Annotated in this window: 17 protein-coding genes; 14 read left to right on the plus strand and 3 right to left on the minus strand. The window is 41.3% G+C overall.

From position 1 onward, the window contains the following. Positions 1-64: 64 nt before the first annotated feature. The 4 genes from aceA (at position 65) to HPT25_RS09655 (ending at position 4,276) form a co-directional block, all read left to right on the plus strand. Positions 65-1,348, plus strand: a complete 1,284-nt coding sequence (gene aceA / locus HPT25_RS09640; RefSeq protein ID WP_173063105.1) for an isocitrate lyase — start codon at positions 65-67, stop codon at positions 1,346-1,348. A gap of 165 nt (positions 1,349-1,513) precedes the next feature. After that, positions 1,514-1,957 carry a YueI family protein gene (locus HPT25_RS09645; RefSeq protein ID WP_173063107.1) on the plus strand — a complete coding sequence of 148 codons (444 nt, stop codon included), beginning with the start codon at positions 1,514-1,516 and terminating at the stop codon, positions 1,955-1,957. 242 nt (positions 1,958-2,199) lie between these two features. Continuing rightward, positions 2,200-3,669, plus strand: coding sequence for a MurT ligase domain-containing protein (locus HPT25_RS09650; protein WP_173063110.1), 1,470 nt, complete (start codon positions 2,200-2,202; stop codon positions 3,667-3,669). Beyond that, positions 3,611-4,276 (plus strand): type 1 glutamine amidotransferase, encoded by a 666-nt coding sequence (locus tag HPT25_RS09655; protein WP_173058273.1) that lies wholly within the window; start codon positions 3,611-3,613, stop codon positions 4,274-4,276. Before HPT25_RS09650 ends, HPT25_RS09655 begins: the two co-directional genes overlap by 59 nt. Positions 4,277-4,308: 32 nt before the next feature. On the opposite strand, the gene HPT25_RS09660 is transcribed toward HPT25_RS09655, so the two are convergent. Beyond that, entirely contained in the window at positions 4,309-4,761 is a 453-nt protein-coding gene (locus HPT25_RS09660) for an OsmC family protein (RefSeq protein WP_173063113.1), read from the minus strand. 429 nt (positions 4,762-5,190) lie between these two features. Here HPT25_RS09660 and gatC point away from each other — a divergent pair, with 429 nt between their 5' ends. Genes gatC through gatB form a run of 3 tightly spaced genes read left to right on the plus strand, consistent with a single transcriptional unit; the run spans position 5,191 to position 8,400 of the window. Further along, positions 5,191-5,484: an Asp-tRNA(Asn)/Glu-tRNA(Gln) amidotransferase subunit GatC gene (gene gatC, locus HPT25_RS09665; RefSeq protein ID WP_173063116.1), complete on the plus strand. Its 294-nt coding sequence runs from the start codon at positions 5,191-5,193 to the stop codon at positions 5,482-5,484. A gap of 18 nt (positions 5,485-5,502) precedes the next feature. Further along, positions 5,503-6,960 (plus strand): Asp-tRNA(Asn)/Glu-tRNA(Gln) amidotransferase subunit GatA, encoded by a 1,458-nt coding sequence (gatA, locus tag HPT25_RS09670; protein WP_173063119.1) that lies wholly within the window; start codon positions 5,503-5,505, stop codon positions 6,958-6,960. Between the two features lie 12 nt (positions 6,961-6,972). Next, a complete protein-coding gene (gatB, locus tag HPT25_RS09675; protein ID WP_173063122.1) occupies positions 6,973-8,400 on the plus strand; it encodes an Asp-tRNA(Asn)/Glu-tRNA(Gln) amidotransferase subunit GatB in 1,428 nt (475 codons plus the stop codon). A gap of 383 nt (positions 8,401-8,783) precedes the next feature. Here gatB and HPT25_RS09680 read toward each other — a convergent pair whose 3' ends face one another. Continuing rightward, positions 8,784-9,215 (minus strand): VOC family protein, encoded by a 432-nt coding sequence (locus HPT25_RS09680; protein ID WP_173063125.1) that lies wholly within the window; start codon positions 9,213-9,215, stop codon positions 8,784-8,786. 338 nt (positions 9,216-9,553) lie between these two features. Between HPT25_RS09680 and HPT25_RS09685 the strand changes: the two genes are divergently transcribed. Continuing rightward, on the plus strand, positions 9,554-10,096 hold the full coding sequence (locus HPT25_RS09685; protein ID WP_173063128.1) for a DUF1697 domain-containing protein: 543 nt from the start codon (positions 9,554-9,556) through the stop codon (positions 10,094-10,096). 67 nt (positions 10,097-10,163) lie between these two features. Further along, positions 10,164-10,718, plus strand: coding sequence for a thioredoxin family protein (locus tag HPT25_RS09690; RefSeq protein ID WP_173063131.1), 555 nt, complete (start codon positions 10,164-10,166; stop codon positions 10,716-10,718). Between the two features lie 37 nt (positions 10,719-10,755). Here the strand turns inward: HPT25_RS09690 and plsY are convergent, their stop codons facing one another. Next, positions 10,756-11,388 (minus strand): glycerol-3-phosphate 1-O-acyltransferase PlsY, encoded by a 633-nt coding sequence (gene plsY, locus HPT25_RS09695; protein ID WP_376767977.1) that lies wholly within the window; start codon positions 11,386-11,388, stop codon positions 10,756-10,758. Positions 11,389-11,484: 96 nt separating this feature from the next. On the opposite strand from plsY, the gene HPT25_RS09700 reads away from it, so the two are divergent. From HPT25_RS09700 to HPT25_RS09720, 5 genes are all read left to right on the plus strand, one after another. Then, on the plus strand, positions 11,485-12,267 hold the full coding sequence (locus HPT25_RS09700) for a class I SAM-dependent methyltransferase (protein WP_173063133.1): 783 nt from the start codon (positions 11,485-11,487) through the stop codon (positions 12,265-12,267). A gap of 142 nt (positions 12,268-12,409) precedes the next feature. After that, positions 12,410-12,943 (plus strand): RNA polymerase sigma factor, encoded by a 534-nt coding sequence (locus HPT25_RS09705; RefSeq protein ID WP_173063136.1) that lies wholly within the window; start codon positions 12,410-12,412, stop codon positions 12,941-12,943. Next, positions 12,940-13,428: a hypothetical protein gene (locus tag HPT25_RS09710; RefSeq protein WP_173063139.1), complete on the plus strand. Its 489-nt coding sequence runs from the start codon at positions 12,940-12,942 to the stop codon at positions 13,426-13,428. Before HPT25_RS09705 ends, HPT25_RS09710 begins: the two co-directional genes overlap by 4 nt. Next, positions 13,425-14,501 (plus strand): hypothetical protein, encoded by a 1,077-nt coding sequence (locus tag HPT25_RS09715; RefSeq protein WP_173063142.1) that lies wholly within the window; start codon positions 13,425-13,427, stop codon positions 14,499-14,501. The genes HPT25_RS09710 and HPT25_RS09715 overlap by 4 nt, the downstream gene beginning before the upstream one ends. Positions 14,502-14,586: 85 nt before the next feature. Then, positions 14,587-14,859: a LiaI-LiaF-like domain-containing protein gene (locus tag HPT25_RS09720; RefSeq protein WP_173063145.1), complete on the plus strand. Its 273-nt coding sequence runs from the start codon at positions 14,587-14,589 to the stop codon at positions 14,857-14,859. Positions 14,860-14,971 lie beyond the last annotated feature (112 nt).

The following is a 14,971-nucleotide window of genomic DNA, read 5'->3' on the forward strand; positions in this document are numbered from 1 at the left end:
TAGAGCGGTAATAAATTTCCATGTTATAAAAAATATTTTAATAAATTAATAGGAGGAATTAAAAATGACGGATGTAAGAGTTGCTCAATTACAAGAAAGCTGGGAAATGGATTCACGTTGGAAAGGAATTACTAGACCATATACGGCTGAAGATGTGGTGAAGTTGCGCGGGTCCATTGATATTGAACATACATTAGCCAAAAAAGGTGCTGAAAAGCTTTGGAAGCTTTTAAATGAAGAAGATTACATCCATGCTCTCGGCGCTTTAACTGGAAATCAGGCTGTTCAGCAAGTGAAAGCTGGCTTGAAAGCTATTTACTTAAGCGGTTGGCAGGTGGCCGCAGATGCTAACCTTTCCGGACATATGTATCCGGACCAAAGTTTGTACCCAGCAAACAGTGTTCCAAATGTCGTTAAACGGATTAATCAGGCATTGCAGCGTGCCGACCAAATCCACCATGGAGAAGGTGATCACTCCATTGACTGGTTTGCCCCCATTGTGGCAGATGCTGAAGCAGGTTTTGGCGGTCAATTAAACTGCTTTGAGTTAATGAAAGGCATGATTGAAGCCGGCGCTTCAGGTGTTCATTTTGAGGATCAGTTGTCTTCCGAGAAAAAATGCGGTCACTTGGGCGGTAAAGTTCTTCTTCCGACACAAACTGCCGTCCGCAATCTTATTGCAGCACGTTTGGCCGCAGATGTTATGGGTGTCCCAACCGTATTAGTTGCTCGTACTGACGCAAATGCTGCAGATTTAATTACAAGCGATATCGATATGAATGATGCTCCGTTCATTACAGGAGAACGCACTACAGAGGGATTCTTCCGTACAAAGGCTGGAATTGATCAAGCCATCAGCCGCGGCTTAGCATATGCTCGATATGCAGACTTAATCTGGTGTGAAACTTCTGAACCAAACATTGAAGAAGCCCGTCGCTTTGCTGAGGCCATCCATGAAAAATTCCCTGGAAAATTGCTTGCCTACAACTGTTCCCCTTCCTTCAACTGGAAGAAGAAGCTTGATGAAGAAACAATCGCGAAATTCCAAAAAGAACTGGGGGAAATGGGATATAAGTTCCAATTCGTTACCCTTGCTGGTTTCCATGCATTGAACCACAGTATGTTTGAGCTTGCACGCAGTTATAAAGAACACGGCATGGCAGCGTATTCTGAATTGCAACAGGCGGAATTTTCCAGCGAGCAATACGGCTACACAGCCACCCGCCACCAGCGTGAAGTTGGTACAGGTTACTTCGATCAAGTATCCATGGTTATTTCTGGCGGAACCTCCTCTACTACTGCATTAAAAGGATCAACCGAAGAAGAACAATTTACAGGCACTAAATAATCATGTTGACATGGAAATCCTTCTCTCCTTTTGGAGAGAAGGGTTTTTATCTTCCACTAAGGAATCCTATGGAAAACAGTAGGTCAGATTGATAATTACTCAATGGAACCTTTCGTCTACCATTGACATACATAGTAGTAGCCTTTTGGAATGGAGAGGATGTAAATGAAAAAGCCTACAGTTGAAGATGTGTTAAACCAAGGAATATATGGGCCGTTAGAAACAAAGCCGGAGGAGCGGAGGGAATTTTTGGGGACATTGCGAGAGCGTGTCATCGTCGTACTTACCAAAAGGCAGGTAGCCGAACCAAAGGTATATCCACAAATTGAGAAATTTATGAAGGAATATCCTAAGGCTCGCCTGTTCTTAAATGGGGGATTAAGCTATGGAGAGTTGTCTAAATATATTAAAATTGCCGCTAAAATGAAAGTAGAGCACACAATTGTGACCAATAAAAGCCACGATACTGAGATGGGGCTGGTTTTGGCAATGGATTTTGCGATTGACAAGGAGGATATTTACCTGACAAAAAATATTGAACCAATTAAAGTAGTGAAAAAAAATAAGAGCCTATTGCAAAAAATCTTTAAAAAGAGGAAAAAGGATTAAATTCATTTTTAGAGCCATAAACTTCCCTTTCCTTAAGGCGACTTTGTGCAACATATATTTCATCCAATATATACCATTCCTGTGATAATATTTCCACTAGTCATAGATTGCCCAAGGGTACATAAAATACTAGAAGCAAAAGTGCAAAGGTATGAAACCTGGTAGTCACTTTGGCATTTATTATTCAGGGGCAGACTTTGTATTTTGTATGGCAGATTGGCATTTCCGTTGGAGGAATAGATATGAAAGCACAATTAGCAATATGGGCGGGGAAAACGGCAGGGGCACTTAGTAAGGTAATGGGTAATAGCGGGAGCACCATTCCCGGAGTGGTCGCCAGGAAAGTGGACATCAGATTTCTTCGTCAGTTAAGGAAGCATACAAATACGATTATTTATATTACAGGAACCAATGGAAAAACTACGACTACAAACTTGATAGCCCATCTTCTGGAATCTTCAGGAAAAAAGGTCATTTCCAATCGGGAGGGGGCTAATATGGTCACAGGGATTGCCGCCGCCATTGTTCGAAATGCCCCAGTTATTGGGTGGCCTAAAAATGATATTGCAGTGATGGAAGTAGATGAGGCAAGTCTTCCAAAAGCAGTCATCGATTGTCCGCCAGATTATTTGATCGTCATGAATTTCTTTCGTGACCAACTGGATCGATATGGTGAAGTTGATTTGTTAATAGATAAAATGAAAGATTGTCTAAGAAAGATTGATGTTAAGCTTATCCTAAATGCAGATGACCCGCTTGTTCATCGGTTTTCTGAGTTGGAAAAGGATCAAATATATGTAGGATTTGAGGCGAATGCTGGACGTTTTCCATCCTGCAAAATGAGTGAATCAAAATATTGCCCAGATTGTCAAAATGAACTGACTTACAGCGATATACATTATGCACAATTAGGCCATTATCATTGCTCTTGCGGATTTTCGCGGCCTCAAGTAACAATGGCGGCTAAAAGGGTCTCTCAGGGTGCAAAAGGGCTTAAAATTGTAATTGAGGATGAGGAATATACAACCAAATTAAAAGGAATGTACAATGCCTATAATGCTCTGTTTGCCATAAGCGCGTGCCAATTGCTGGGTTTGGCGCCAAAAGAAATTAGGACAGGGCTTGTTACCAGCCAAAAAGCTGAAGGAAGAATGCAAGAATTTATTATTGGAAGAGATGTTTGGAGGCTGAATCTTGTTAAAAATCCAGCAGGAGCTAATGTCACTCTATCTGAGTTTTTTCAGAGGAAGCAAAGAAAGCAGTTGATCTTTTGCCTAAATGACTATCCAGCTGATGGTGAAGATATCTCCTGGATCTGGGATATTGATATGGAGATTGCCGATAAATCAGAGGTTGATGCTTATATCGCCAGCGGAACGAGGGCGTATGATGCTGCACTAAGATTGAAATACGCAGGAATTTCGGAAGAGAAAATCAGAGTTATTCCTAGTTTAAAGCAAGCCGTTCTTTATGCAATAAATAAGGAAATTCCAGTAAATATTATGGCTACCTATACATGCCTGACACCTCTCGTTAGGATATTATCAGAGGAAGAAAGAAAAAGAAGGGAGGGAAACCTTGGAGCTGCTACTGTACCACTTTTGCCCAGACACGCTAAACTTGTATGGGGACAAAGGAAATATCATCTGCTTAATGAAACGATGCGAGTGGCGGGGAATCAACGTTCGGGTCGTGGAAATAAAGAATCCTGAAGATGCAGATGCATCTGGCTGTGATATCTTTATGATTGGGGGAGGCAGTGATCGGGAGCAATCGATTGCCACCAAAAGGCTGCTGCCGCTTGTTAAAGAGATTAAGGCATGGGTGGAAGATGGGGTTTCCGCCTTGACCATTTGTGGCGGATATCAATTTCTGGGCGACTATTATGAAACAAAGACTGGTGAGAAGTTAGCCGGAATGGGGATTCTTCCATTTTACACAAAAGCGGAAAATAACAGACTTATGACCAATATTCTGGTGCAATCCGAGATATTTGGACGTGTCGTCGGATATGAAAATCATGGAGGCAGGACCTATCATACGTTTACAACACTTGGTAAAGTGGTGAATGGTTTTGGTAATAATGAATTTAGCGGTGAAGAGGGACTTCATTATCATAACTTGATTGGGACCTATCTTCACGGTCCTATTCTCCCGAAGAATCCGCAAATTGCTGACTACTTAATTGGACAAGCTTATGAGAGAAAGACTGGAAGGAAATTGGAACCGCTGTCTGATGAAATGGAGACGATTGCAGGAGAAGCAGTGTGGAATCGATTTCTTAATTCGAAACGTACGAAATATATAAACGAAAGATAAAAGGAGCTTGAAATCAAGCTCCTTTTCGATTTTTAGCCAGCTGCCACATCTACCGTTACATTTAAATCTAGTTCAACATTTCCTTGAATAGCCCTGCTGATCATACAGGAGGTTTCCGCCTTTTTAGCCAGTCTGTTTGCTAAAGCCATATCTTTTTCGGAAGCATTCTGTTTTAAAACGATATGCGGACGGTGAATAATTTTTTTATACGTAAAAATACCATCTGTTACATCAACGATTGCTTCCGATTCCATCGTTAGATTTTCTTTTTCAAGCCCACTTCTTTGCATCATTGCCGCAAGTGTTATAATGTAGCATGTCGCTGCAGCACCGAGAAGCATTTCATCCGGATTGGTTCCGACTCCAGGGCCATCCATTTCCGGTGGTATGGATACCTTTGTTTTTAAGTTTCCTGCTTCAATTTCTCCAATATCATTGCGTAATCCGGGCCAGTGTGCTTTTAATATAAAGTGATGTTCTGCCATGAGATTACTCTCCTTTCAAAAAAATGGAAAAATGCATGTAAGTCTTTTTTATGTGAGCAATAATCTGAAAATGATTTTAAAAATATGTTGGCTTTCTATTCTATTTGGCATTTTAACAAAATTAATCTTATTAAAAAATATCCCGCTGACTGAAATTATTCGTCATTTAACTTTACATACAATGAATAAACTGGCGTTTAAGTTAGTGCATTCAGCTTTATTATAAAGGCTGTATTAATGGGCTGCTGATTTCCGGTCACTAAAATCAAAAATGTGAAAAAATGCTGCATAAACAAAGTCATGTTTTTCAATGAATCTAAAAATCAGCGCTCTTGTCCATACTGAAGGAGTAATCTAATCATTGCGGTAAAGTGAAAAAGTTTGATATTATCATTATTATGAATATTCAACGAACGGAGGTTACTTAATATGTCACGAATATCAACGGATCAGGTTAAGCATGTGGCCAATTTGGCGCGCTTGGCAATTACCGAAGAGGAAACGGAAAAATTGACGAAACAACTTGATGCCATTATTACCTTTGCCGAACAGTTAACTGAACTGGATACGGAAAATGTAGCGCCTACATTCCATGTGCTTGATATGAAAAATGTTCTGCGTGAGGACATCCCGAAGCAAGGGCTGCCGCGAGAAGAAGTATTAAAAAATGCACCGGAACAGCAAGATGGCCAGTTTAAGGTTCCGGCGATTTTAGGGGAGTAGCAGAGGAGGACTAGAAAGGTGAGTTTATTTGATTATAAAGTTTCAGACCTTCATGAACTTTTACATAAAAAGGAACTTAAAGTTTCAGACCTTGTAGAAGAATCGTATAAACGAATCAGTGAGGTAGAAGATAAGGTCCAAGCATTTTTAACATTAGATGAAGAAAATGCCCGACATACAGCAAAAGCACTGGATGACAAACTGGCAACTAATGCAGCAAAAGGATTGCTGTTCGGTATGCCAATTGGCGTAAAAGATAATATCGTCACGAAAGGGTTAAGAACTACCTGTGCCAGCAAAATTCTTGAAAACTTTGACCCAATTTACGATGCCACTGTTGTGCAAAAGCTACAGCAGGCTGAAACTGTAACGATTGGTAAATTAAACATGGACGAGTTTGCCATGGGATCTTCCAATGAAAACTCCGGTTTCAAAAAGACGTTTAATCCCTGGAATCTAGAAAGAGTTCCTGGCGGTTCTTCAGGTGGTTCTGCCGCATCTGTTGCTGCAGGCGAAGTCCTATTTTCGCTTGGTTCCGATACAGGAGGTTCCATTCGCCAGCCAGCTGCATTTTGCGGTGTCGTAGGTTTAAAACCAACCTATGGCCGGGTGTCCCGTTTCGGTCTTGTGGCGTTTGCATCTTCGCTTGATCAAATCGGTCCAATCACTAGAACTGTTGAGGATAATGCGTTTCTTTTACAAGCTATTTCAGGACTTGATCCAATGGATTCAACTTCTGCAAATGTTGAAGTTTCAAACTTTGCATCGGCTTTAACTGGAGATGTGAAAGGCTTAAGAATCGCAGTTCCAAAAGAATACCTTGGCGAAGGTGTAGCAGAATCAGTCCGTCAATCTGTTCTTGATGCCTTAAAGGTACTTGAAAAACAGGGAGCCGTTTGGGAAGAAGTTTCTCTGCCGCATTCGAAATATGCACTTGCAACATACTATTTGCTTTCATCGTCTGAAGCATCAGCTAACCTTTCCCGTTTTGACGGCGTCCGATATGGCTACCGGACACCGGATGCGGAAAATCTTTTGGATCTCTACAAAAAAACAAGAGCAGAAGGCTTCGGTGATGAAGTGAAACGTCGGATTATGCTCGGAACGTTTGCGTTGAGCTCCGGATATTATGATGCCTACTATAAAAAGGCACAAAAAGTGCGGACCTTAATTAAGCAAGACTTTGAAAATGTTTTTGAAAAATATGATGTCATTGTTGGGCCAACAACACCAACTCCAGCATTTAAAATTGGCGAAAACATTGATGACCCAATGACCATGTATGCAAATGATATTTTAACGATTCCAGTCAATCTTGCTGGCGTACCGGGAATCTCCGTGCCATGCGGTTTTGATGCTGGTATGCCGCTCGGTTTACAAATTATCGGCAAGCACTTTGATGAAGCTACCATTTATCGCGTTGCACATGCATTTGAGCAGGCAACAGATTTTCATAAACAAAAACCACAACTGTAGGGGGTGAAGAGAATGGAATTTGAAACAGTCATTGGACTAGAAGTCCACGTAGAATTAAAAACTGAATCTAAAATCTTTTCGGCCAGCCCGAATCATTTTGGTGCAGAACCGAATTCAAATACCTCAGTAATTGACCTTGGCTATCCTGGAGTACTGCCAGTTCTTAATAAAAAGGTTGTTGATTTCGGAATGAAAGCAGCAATGGCCTTGAATTGCCAAGTTGCAACCCATACGAAATTTGACCGCAAGAACTATTTTTACCCGGATAATCCGAAGGCCTACCAAATTTCTCAATTTGACCAGCCAATCGGCGAGCATGGCTGGATTGAAATTGAAGTAAATGGCTATACGAAAAAAATTGGGATTACAAGGATCCACTTGGAGGAAGATGCCGGTAAGCTGAATCATGGCAAAGGTTATTCCTTGGTCGATTTTAACCGTCAAGGAACACCGCTGATTGAGATTGTATCGGAGCCGGACATTCGTACTCCTGATGAAGCTTATGCCTATTTAGAAAAATTAAAATCGATTATCCAATACACGGGCGTTTCTGATTGCAAAATGGAAGAAGGTTCGCTTCGCTGTGACGCCAATATTTCCATTCGTCCTGTTGGCCAAAAAGAGTTTGGTACAAAAACAGAATTGAAGAACTTGAACTCGTTCAACTTTGTCCGTAAAGGCCTTGAATTTGAAGAGAAGCGGCAGCGGGAGGTTGTTTTAAGCGGCGGTAAAATCGACCAGGAAACACGCCGTTTTGATGAAGCAACAGGATCAACCATCCTCATGAGGGTGAAGGAGGGCTCCGATGATTACCGCTACTTCCCGGAACCAGACTTACTTGAACTGTATATTGATGAGGATTGGAAAGAACGGATTCGCGCAGAGATTCCGGAACTTCCAGATGAGCGGCAAAAGCGTTATATTGAAGAGCTTGGTCTGCCAGTTTATGATGCAAAGGTGTTAACTGTAACGAAAGAAATGGCTGATTTCTTTGAAGCTACCGTGAGTGCAGGGGCTGATGCAAAACAGGCTTCTAACTGGTTAATGGGTGAGGTTTCGGGCTATTTAAATGCAGAAGGAAAAGAGCTCGATCAAGTGCCGTTAACCCCAGATGGACTGGCCAGCATGATTCAATTAATTGAAAACGGAACGATTTCATCTAAAATTGCCAAAACCGTATTTAAAGAGTTAATTGAAAACGGCGGTAATGCAGAGCAGATTGTAAAAGAAAAAGGACTTGTTCAGATCTCGGATGAAGGAACACTATTAAAAATCATTTCAGAGGTGCTTGATAACAACCCGAAATCAATTGAGGATTTCAAAGGTGGTAAAGCAAAAGCAACAGGTTTCCTTGTCGGACAAATCATGAAAGAGACAAAGGGACAAGCCAATCCGCAACTCGTTAATCAATTACTGTTGCAGGAATTGAATAAACGATAACCATTGAAAGCCGGCAGGGTCAAATCTGCCGGCTATTTGCACGGAAAAAGTCGAAAAAAACTTCGACAATCTTTACTCCATTTCCCGGGAAAAAACATATGTAATATGTTCTCGAGTAAGTTTTAATCAAACGTTTAATTATTTCAGATCATTGTGGGTTATTGTCGAAGTGTGCTCGATTTGCAAAAAAGTGCAGGAACTCGCTAATAATTTAAACATTGGTTTAATAATCATTAAAAGCAAAATCGAGCGAAAAAACTAGTTAATCAAACGTTTGATTAGCTGGGTTCCGTCAGACATGTTAATGGAAAAGAGAAGTGGGAAACCATCGATTTCCGTTGGCTTCCCACTCCTTCAAGAAAAAGAGTATCCAAAGATGGAACTTAAAATGAAATCATCCCTCCGCGTTCATCAAAAACCGCACTGGGGTTCCAAGCGACTTCCCAAAGATTGTTTTCGGGATCTGCAAAATAGGCAGTCCTTCCGCCCCAAAAAGCATCACTGGGCTCTCTTAGGATTTTCCCTCCTGCTTCACGGATCTGTTCAATTGTTGAGTCCACATCTTCAGGTTCGTTCACATTAATAGCGAAGGTAACAGGCCTATAGGATTCAATAGAATGGTTTATTTCAATACCAGCATCTTTAGCCAGCTCTTCAATAGGGAATAAAGATAGCAATACGCCGGCAGTTTTAAATACAGCATAATCGTCAGAACTGATTTCTGTTTCTTCCCACCCTAAACCTTTATAAAAAGAACGAAGTACAGGTAATTGGAAGGCGCCGATTGTCAGTAAGGAAACTCTTTGCAAAACCATGAACATTTTCCCCTCTCTTGAATGGGTATTTTTAACAGATAATCTATTCTCTATCCAACCCATAAATTCCTTTAAGAAAAAGTTATGTTAAATTATATTTTTATTTTTCACTAGTTGATGGAAGCGAAAGGCGAACAGACTCCTGCGGGAAGTACTGTGAAATGAGACCCCGCTCATCTTTGAGCGAAAAGGAGGCACCTAGGAACACTCTTGAACCGCACGGGCATGAAGGGGAAATCAACATCCAAGCGGAACAGAGCTTAAGAAAAAAGAAGTTTAAATGACTATAAAAATGGTAATCTTTAGATAAGATCCATTTTTATAGGGGAGGATATAAAGTGACGATTTATATTGCACTGCTTCGCGGCATTAATGTCGGCGGGCATAATAAAATCAAAATGGCGGACTTAAAAAGCTTGTTGGAAGCAATGGCATTACAAAAAGTAAAAACGTACATCCAAAGTGGAAATGTGTTGTTTGAATCACAGGAGGAGGCGATAGAGCTCAGCAGACGGATCGAGAAGGAAATTTGCAAAACATTTGGTTTTCCCGTTCCCGTCGTTCTAAGAACAGCAGATGAGTATGAACAGATTATTCATAACTGTCCATATTCTACAGATTCATTAAAAGAAGGGGAAAGTGTTCAGCTGGCTTTTTTGGCCGAAGAGCCTTCTCAGGAGCGAATCGATCATTTAAGCTCTTATAAAAGTGATAAAGACGACTTTAGCATCCTAGGAAAAAATCTTTACCTATTTTTCCGGCATAGCATTCGGGAATCTAAGCTGGCAGCGCAGATGCCTAGGCTAGGAGTTCCGGCGACAGTGCGAAATTGGAATACGGTCTTAAAATTAAACACACTGGCAAAGGAAATGGCTAAATGAAGCAGTATGATGGCGGCGTTTTCAAAAAACAACTAATATAGAAATATATACGAAAGGGGTGCTGACCATGGAACTAAATGCTTGGTTTCAAAAAGGGATGACAGCAGATGAGTACATCGGGTCAATGAACCAGAATAAACAGGAAATGCTTAGCATTTTAAACCAATTTACATTAAAAGATGAAGACATAAGCAAACTGGAAGGGTTAAGGGATCAACAATTACGGGCAATCGTATTAACAGAGGATTGGTGCGGAGATGCTCTGCTGAACAATCCGATTTTGTTAAAAATCGCTGAAGCAGCCGGAATAGAAATTCGTTTTATCCTCCGCGATCAAAATCTTGAGTTGATGGATCAGTATTTAACGAATGGAACTTCAAGAGCGATTCCTATTTTTATCTTTATCAACCAGGATGGTGAAGAAGTAGGAGTATGGGGACCGCGCGCCCCAGAAATACAGGCCCGTGTTGAAAAGGAACGTGCGGGTCTTCCTGAAAAAGAGGCTCCAGACTTCCAGGAAAAGCAAATGGAAATGTACAAGCGTCTTAGAGAATCTTATCAAAAAGATGACGCCATTTGGCAAACCGTTGCCAACAGCATTCAATCTGTTCTTTTATCCTAATCGTCATCAGCCCTGGCAACCTCTATGCCGGGGCTGTTTACATTTTAAAACCTCCGTTTTTAGGTGGGATTCGATCGTTAAGTAAATGCTTATCATTGATTTTTGGCTCAATTCCAAGAACAAAATTACGAAGATTAGAGCGATGAAGATAAATGAGCAGTAGAAAGAAGAGAAAAAAGAGAAGTTCAAAATCCAGCTTTGATGAAAATAAATCATAAATCACCATACTTAATCCAACTGAAATCGAACCCAAAAAAACATACCTTGTGAAGATGGTCATGAAAAAGAAACTGACGTAAGCAATCGCAAATAATGGAAGGTTGGCAATTAATAGTGCACCAGCTGTTGTGGCGATGGCCTTGCCCCCGCGGAATCCGGCAAATATCGGAAAACAATGGCCGATTACAGCAGCCAGTCCAAAATATAAGGGTTCAGCATCTAAGTGAAAGTACTGTGGCAGTGCAGCAGCTAAGGAACCTTTGCTCACATCCATAATCAATACAGCAATGCCCGACTTTTTGCCAAGTACTCTTAAGGTGTTAGTGGCCCCAGGGTTTTTACTGCCATGTTCACGTATATCAACACCATATAGGAGCTTGCCCACAATCAAGGCAGAGGGAAAACTTCCGATTAAATAGGAAATAAGAAGTAGCAGCCAAAACATGAAAATCATTCCTTTGTTCATATTTTTCTTCCATCCTATTACAAGGAGATGGTATTATTTAGTTGGATTTTCACCACTTGGATGTTAAAGGAGCGCCTAATAATGAAACAAACTGATATTGGCCAGGTTGCTTATAGCTATGCTCGTTCAAGAGAAGATATTCCTTCGGCCCTGATGGATAGCCTTCAATTGCGGAATATTTTTTGGGAAGGAAAAAAAGTGGCGGATATCGGTTCCGGTACTGGCGCCCTCACGCGAAAAATAGCGATGAGAAGGGCTGATGTGGCAGGAGTGGAACCGACGCTGGAAATGCTGGCACAAGCGGAAATGCTAAATAGATCCCGCAATTTTACGATTCCCTATCATCAGGGAACAGCGGAGGATACGGGATTACAAACTTCACATTATGATATGGTGACAGTATTAAGGGCTTGGCATTGGTTTGAACGCGAAAAGGCCATTTGTGAGATTAAAAGAATACTGAAGCCTAAAGGTACACTTATTGTCATTGATTCTGGTTTCACTTCAGGAGCAACGGCCGTTCAGAAAACCATGACAGTATTGGAAAGCTTTGTACCTGATGGTTTGAAACCTGCCGGGTCTAAAGCAGACGCTGTTCAGCAGATTAATGGTTTTCCGGTGGAGTGGTTTGAGGAATGGCAGAGATCGGGCTTTGAACTGCGTGATTTTTATAAAATAAACTACACCGTAAATTTTACAAAGCTGGAATGGCTGGAGTGTGTAGAAACAAGTTCCTGGCTTGCTGGTTTAGGGGAGACAGAGCAGAATCTGGCATTAAAAGCACTTTCAGATTCACTGACGGACGATGAGCCATATATGATTCCACATGATTGCAATGTATGTATTTTAAGATTAACAGAATAAATTTTAGAGGCGTGCGGAATTGTTTTCGCACGTTTTTTTTCTTACAAAAAATTTTTATTTTAAAAGTGTAGGGGAAAGTTCCGCATTGTTCGTCTATTAAATTGACAAACACAGAAAGGGGGAGAGAATCATTAGTGACTCAATGTTAATAAAAAAAGTGCTTGCAGGCCAGGATCATGCCTTCCGCCTTTTGGTTGAGAAATATAGCCAGGATGTGTTTAGGCTAGTCTTTGCTGTGCTTCGTGATCAGAAAGAAGCAGAAGATGCGGCACAAGAAGTGTTTATCAAAATATATACCTCTCTCCCCCAGTATGAAGATCAAGGCTTTAAAACGTGGATCTCACGAATTGCCGTTAATCACGCCATTGATGTGAAAAGGAAGCAGGCAAGGAGAAAAGAGGAAACCATGGATTTCCTTGAAGGAGAAGGGTTGGCGACACCGCCAGATGGGGTGGAAAAAGAGGTCTTGGAAGGAAACCGGCGAAGACTTGTCAGAAAGCGGCTGGAGGAGCTTCCCGAAAACTATCGCGAGGTCATTTACGGTTTTTATATTGAGGAAAAAAGCTATCAGCAATTGGCCGAGGAACAAAATGTACAGGTAAAGACCATTGAGACAAAGCTGTACAGGGCACGCCATTGGATGAAACAACACTGGAAGGAGGGCGATTTTTCATGAAGCATTATGCTTATAATGAATGGGTGAAATACATAAAAAATGAAGTGGATGAACAGGTCCGTTTAGAACTTGAAGAACATTTATATACGTGCAATCAATGTCTTGACCTGTATTTACAGGCAATCGCCTTCACAGAATCGTCGTTCCCGATGCTTACCAATGAGTCCAGCTTCACCGATCGAGTCATGTCGGAACTTTCAACGAATAAAAAGGCTGCATCAACTGCAGGGACTAGCTATCAGCCTAATCGTCAAGCCAACAATCGCAAACCATTTTATCAGCAGGTTCTGTTCCATTATTTGCTTGCGGCAGCGGCAACGATCTTACTAACTTTTTCAGGAGCATTCCAATCACTTGCCAAATATGCAAATTTCATAGAAATCCATGATTTACAGAGAAAACAGCCTTCAGTGACAGCTGGGGTTATTAATAAAACATTTGGCTGGATGGATTCAATAGAAAAAAAGGAGGCAGTTAAGAAATGAAAAGTTCAACGAAGGCATTAACACTGGGGCTATTTCCCGGTCTTGGCCATATTTATATAGGCAAGGTGGGCCGCGGCTTGTTTTATTTATTAGCTTTGGCTGGCTGCGCTTTTATTACAGGAATTGCCTTAATCAGTCATGCCGGTCCAATTGCTCTTCTACCTTTTATGGCGGGGATGTTCATCTATTTGATTAGCTTTATTGACATGGGTGTCCAGTTATCCAAGCAAAAGAAGGCAGTGCTTGCCGAGAGTAGCGACGACCTACTGTCCCAAACTGTCCAGGATTCTGAACGCTTTTATACTATTGTCCTTTCATTTTTTCCCGGCCTTGGCCATTTTCAGCTTGGGCTGATGAATAGAGGGCTAACACTGTTGGCCACCTTTTTTGGACTTGGAGCCATGATTACGTTTGTTGCCTTTCTTTCCAATCGTGCTGAGTTTCTTATATTCTTGGCGGCATTGCCAGTGATTTGGGTATATGGTTTTTTTGATGCTGTTCAGCAAGTGAACAAAAAGCAGCGCGGTGAGCAGCTGATTGATAGAACGATCTATGAAGACTTTGAAATGCGGCGGGAGGACGGCAAGAAAAGCAAGGCAATTGCCACCTTTCTTTCTATTTTCCCTGGTGCAGGCCATTTATATCTTGGCCTGCAGCGCAGAGGCATTCAATTGATGGCGGCGTTTCTTTTTTCTGTTTATATTCTCGATGTGCTGCGCCTGGGGATTTTCCTGTTTTTAATTCCGATTATCTGGTTTTACAGCTTCTTTGACGGTATGCAAAAGGTTTCACGATATGGCGAGGAGACAGTCGAAGATGTACCGATCATCACTTATTTTCTTAATCATCAAAAATGGATTGGGATCGGGTTGATCCTGCTTGGGCTGTACTATTTACTCACAAACATCCTGCTGCCGGTTTTTTCACCTATTCTCTCAAGATTCATCCACACAGATATTATGTACTGGGTGCAAGGATATCTTCAGACAGGCCTTGTCTGTTTGGTGCTCATTGCAGGAGGCATCAAGCTTCTATCGGGCAATAAATTGAAAAAGGAGGAAAACCAATCATGAAAAACTGGAAAAAAGGAATAGCAGGTATCCTCTTAATTGGAGCGGGCAGGGGATATCTTTTTCGAAGAAGAAAGGGGAAGGAAGTATGAGAATTTGGAGAGTCGGTACGTTTTCGATGGGTGCTTTGCTCGTTCTGCTGGGCCTTCTTCTTTTCCTTTCAAAGTTTTTTGAATTAAGTATTGTACAAGTTATGACTGCCTGGTGGCCAATTTTACTTATTGTTTTAGGTATTGAAATATTGCTTTACTTATTTTGGTCACGCCAGGAAAATCCGGTGCTGCGTTATGATATTTTAAGTATCTTTTTCGTCGGTCTGCTTGGGACGATGGGGATTGTGTTTGCCTTTTTAAGTTTTTAAGTTCTGCAGGTTTCATCGGAAAAGTCAGCGAGGTAATGGCGCGGGAAGAGCGAACGTTTAAGCTCCCATCCTTTTCGGAAAAAATAGACGGACAAATAAAGCGAGTAGTGGT

Source organism: Neobacillus endophyticus, from assembly GCF_013248975.1.
GTDB lineage: Bacteria > Bacillota > Bacilli > Bacillales > Cytobacillaceae > Neobacillus > Neobacillus endophyticus.

What these genes read in the sequence shown, in the direction of transcription:
- aceA (WP_173063105.1), top strand. Translation starts at nt 65, where the DNA reads ATGACGGATGTAAGAGTTGCTCAATTACAAGAAAGCTGGGAAATGGAT.
- HPT25_RS09645 (WP_173063107.1), top strand. Translation starts at nt 1,514, where the DNA reads ATGAAAAAGCCTACAGTTGAAGATGTGTTAAACCAAGGAATATATGGG.
- HPT25_RS09650 (WP_173063110.1), top strand. Translation starts at nt 2,200, where the DNA reads ATGAAAGCACAATTAGCAATATGGGCGGGGAAAACGGCAGGGGCACTT.
- HPT25_RS09655 (WP_173058273.1), top strand. Translation starts at nt 3,611, where the DNA reads ATGAAACGATGCGAGTGGCGGGGAATCAACGTTCGGGTCGTGGAAATA.
- HPT25_RS09660 (WP_173063113.1), bottom strand. Translation starts at nt 4,761, where the DNA reads ATGGCAGAACATCACTTTATATTAAAAGCACACTGGCCCGGATTACGC.
- gatC (WP_173063116.1), top strand. Translation starts at nt 5,191, where the DNA reads ATGTCACGAATATCAACGGATCAGGTTAAGCATGTGGCCAATTTGGCG.
- gatB (WP_173063122.1), top strand. Translation starts at nt 6,973, where the DNA reads ATGGAATTTGAAACAGTCATTGGACTAGAAGTCCACGTAGAATTAAAA.
- HPT25_RS09680 (WP_173063125.1), bottom strand. Translation starts at nt 9,215, where the DNA reads ATGGTTTTGCAAAGAGTTTCCTTACTGACAATCGGCGCCTTCCAATTA.
- HPT25_RS09690 (WP_173063131.1), top strand. Translation starts at nt 10,164, where the DNA reads ATGGAACTAAATGCTTGGTTTCAAAAAGGGATGACAGCAGATGAGTAC.
- HPT25_RS09700 (WP_173063133.1), top strand. Translation starts at nt 11,485, where the DNA reads ATGAAACAAACTGATATTGGCCAGGTTGCTTATAGCTATGCTCGTTCA.
- HPT25_RS09705 (WP_173063136.1), top strand. Translation starts at nt 12,410, where the DNA reads ATGTTAATAAAAAAAGTGCTTGCAGGCCAGGATCATGCCTTCCGCCTT.
- HPT25_RS09710 (WP_173063139.1), top strand. Translation starts at nt 12,940, where the DNA reads ATGAAGCATTATGCTTATAATGAATGGGTGAAATACATAAAAAATGAA.
- HPT25_RS09715 (WP_173063142.1), top strand. Translation starts at nt 13,425, where the DNA reads ATGAAAAGTTCAACGAAGGCATTAACACTGGGGCTATTTCCCGGTCTT.
- HPT25_RS09720 (WP_173063145.1), top strand. Translation starts at nt 14,587, where the DNA reads ATGAGAATTTGGAGAGTCGGTACGTTTTCGATGGGTGCTTTGCTCGTT.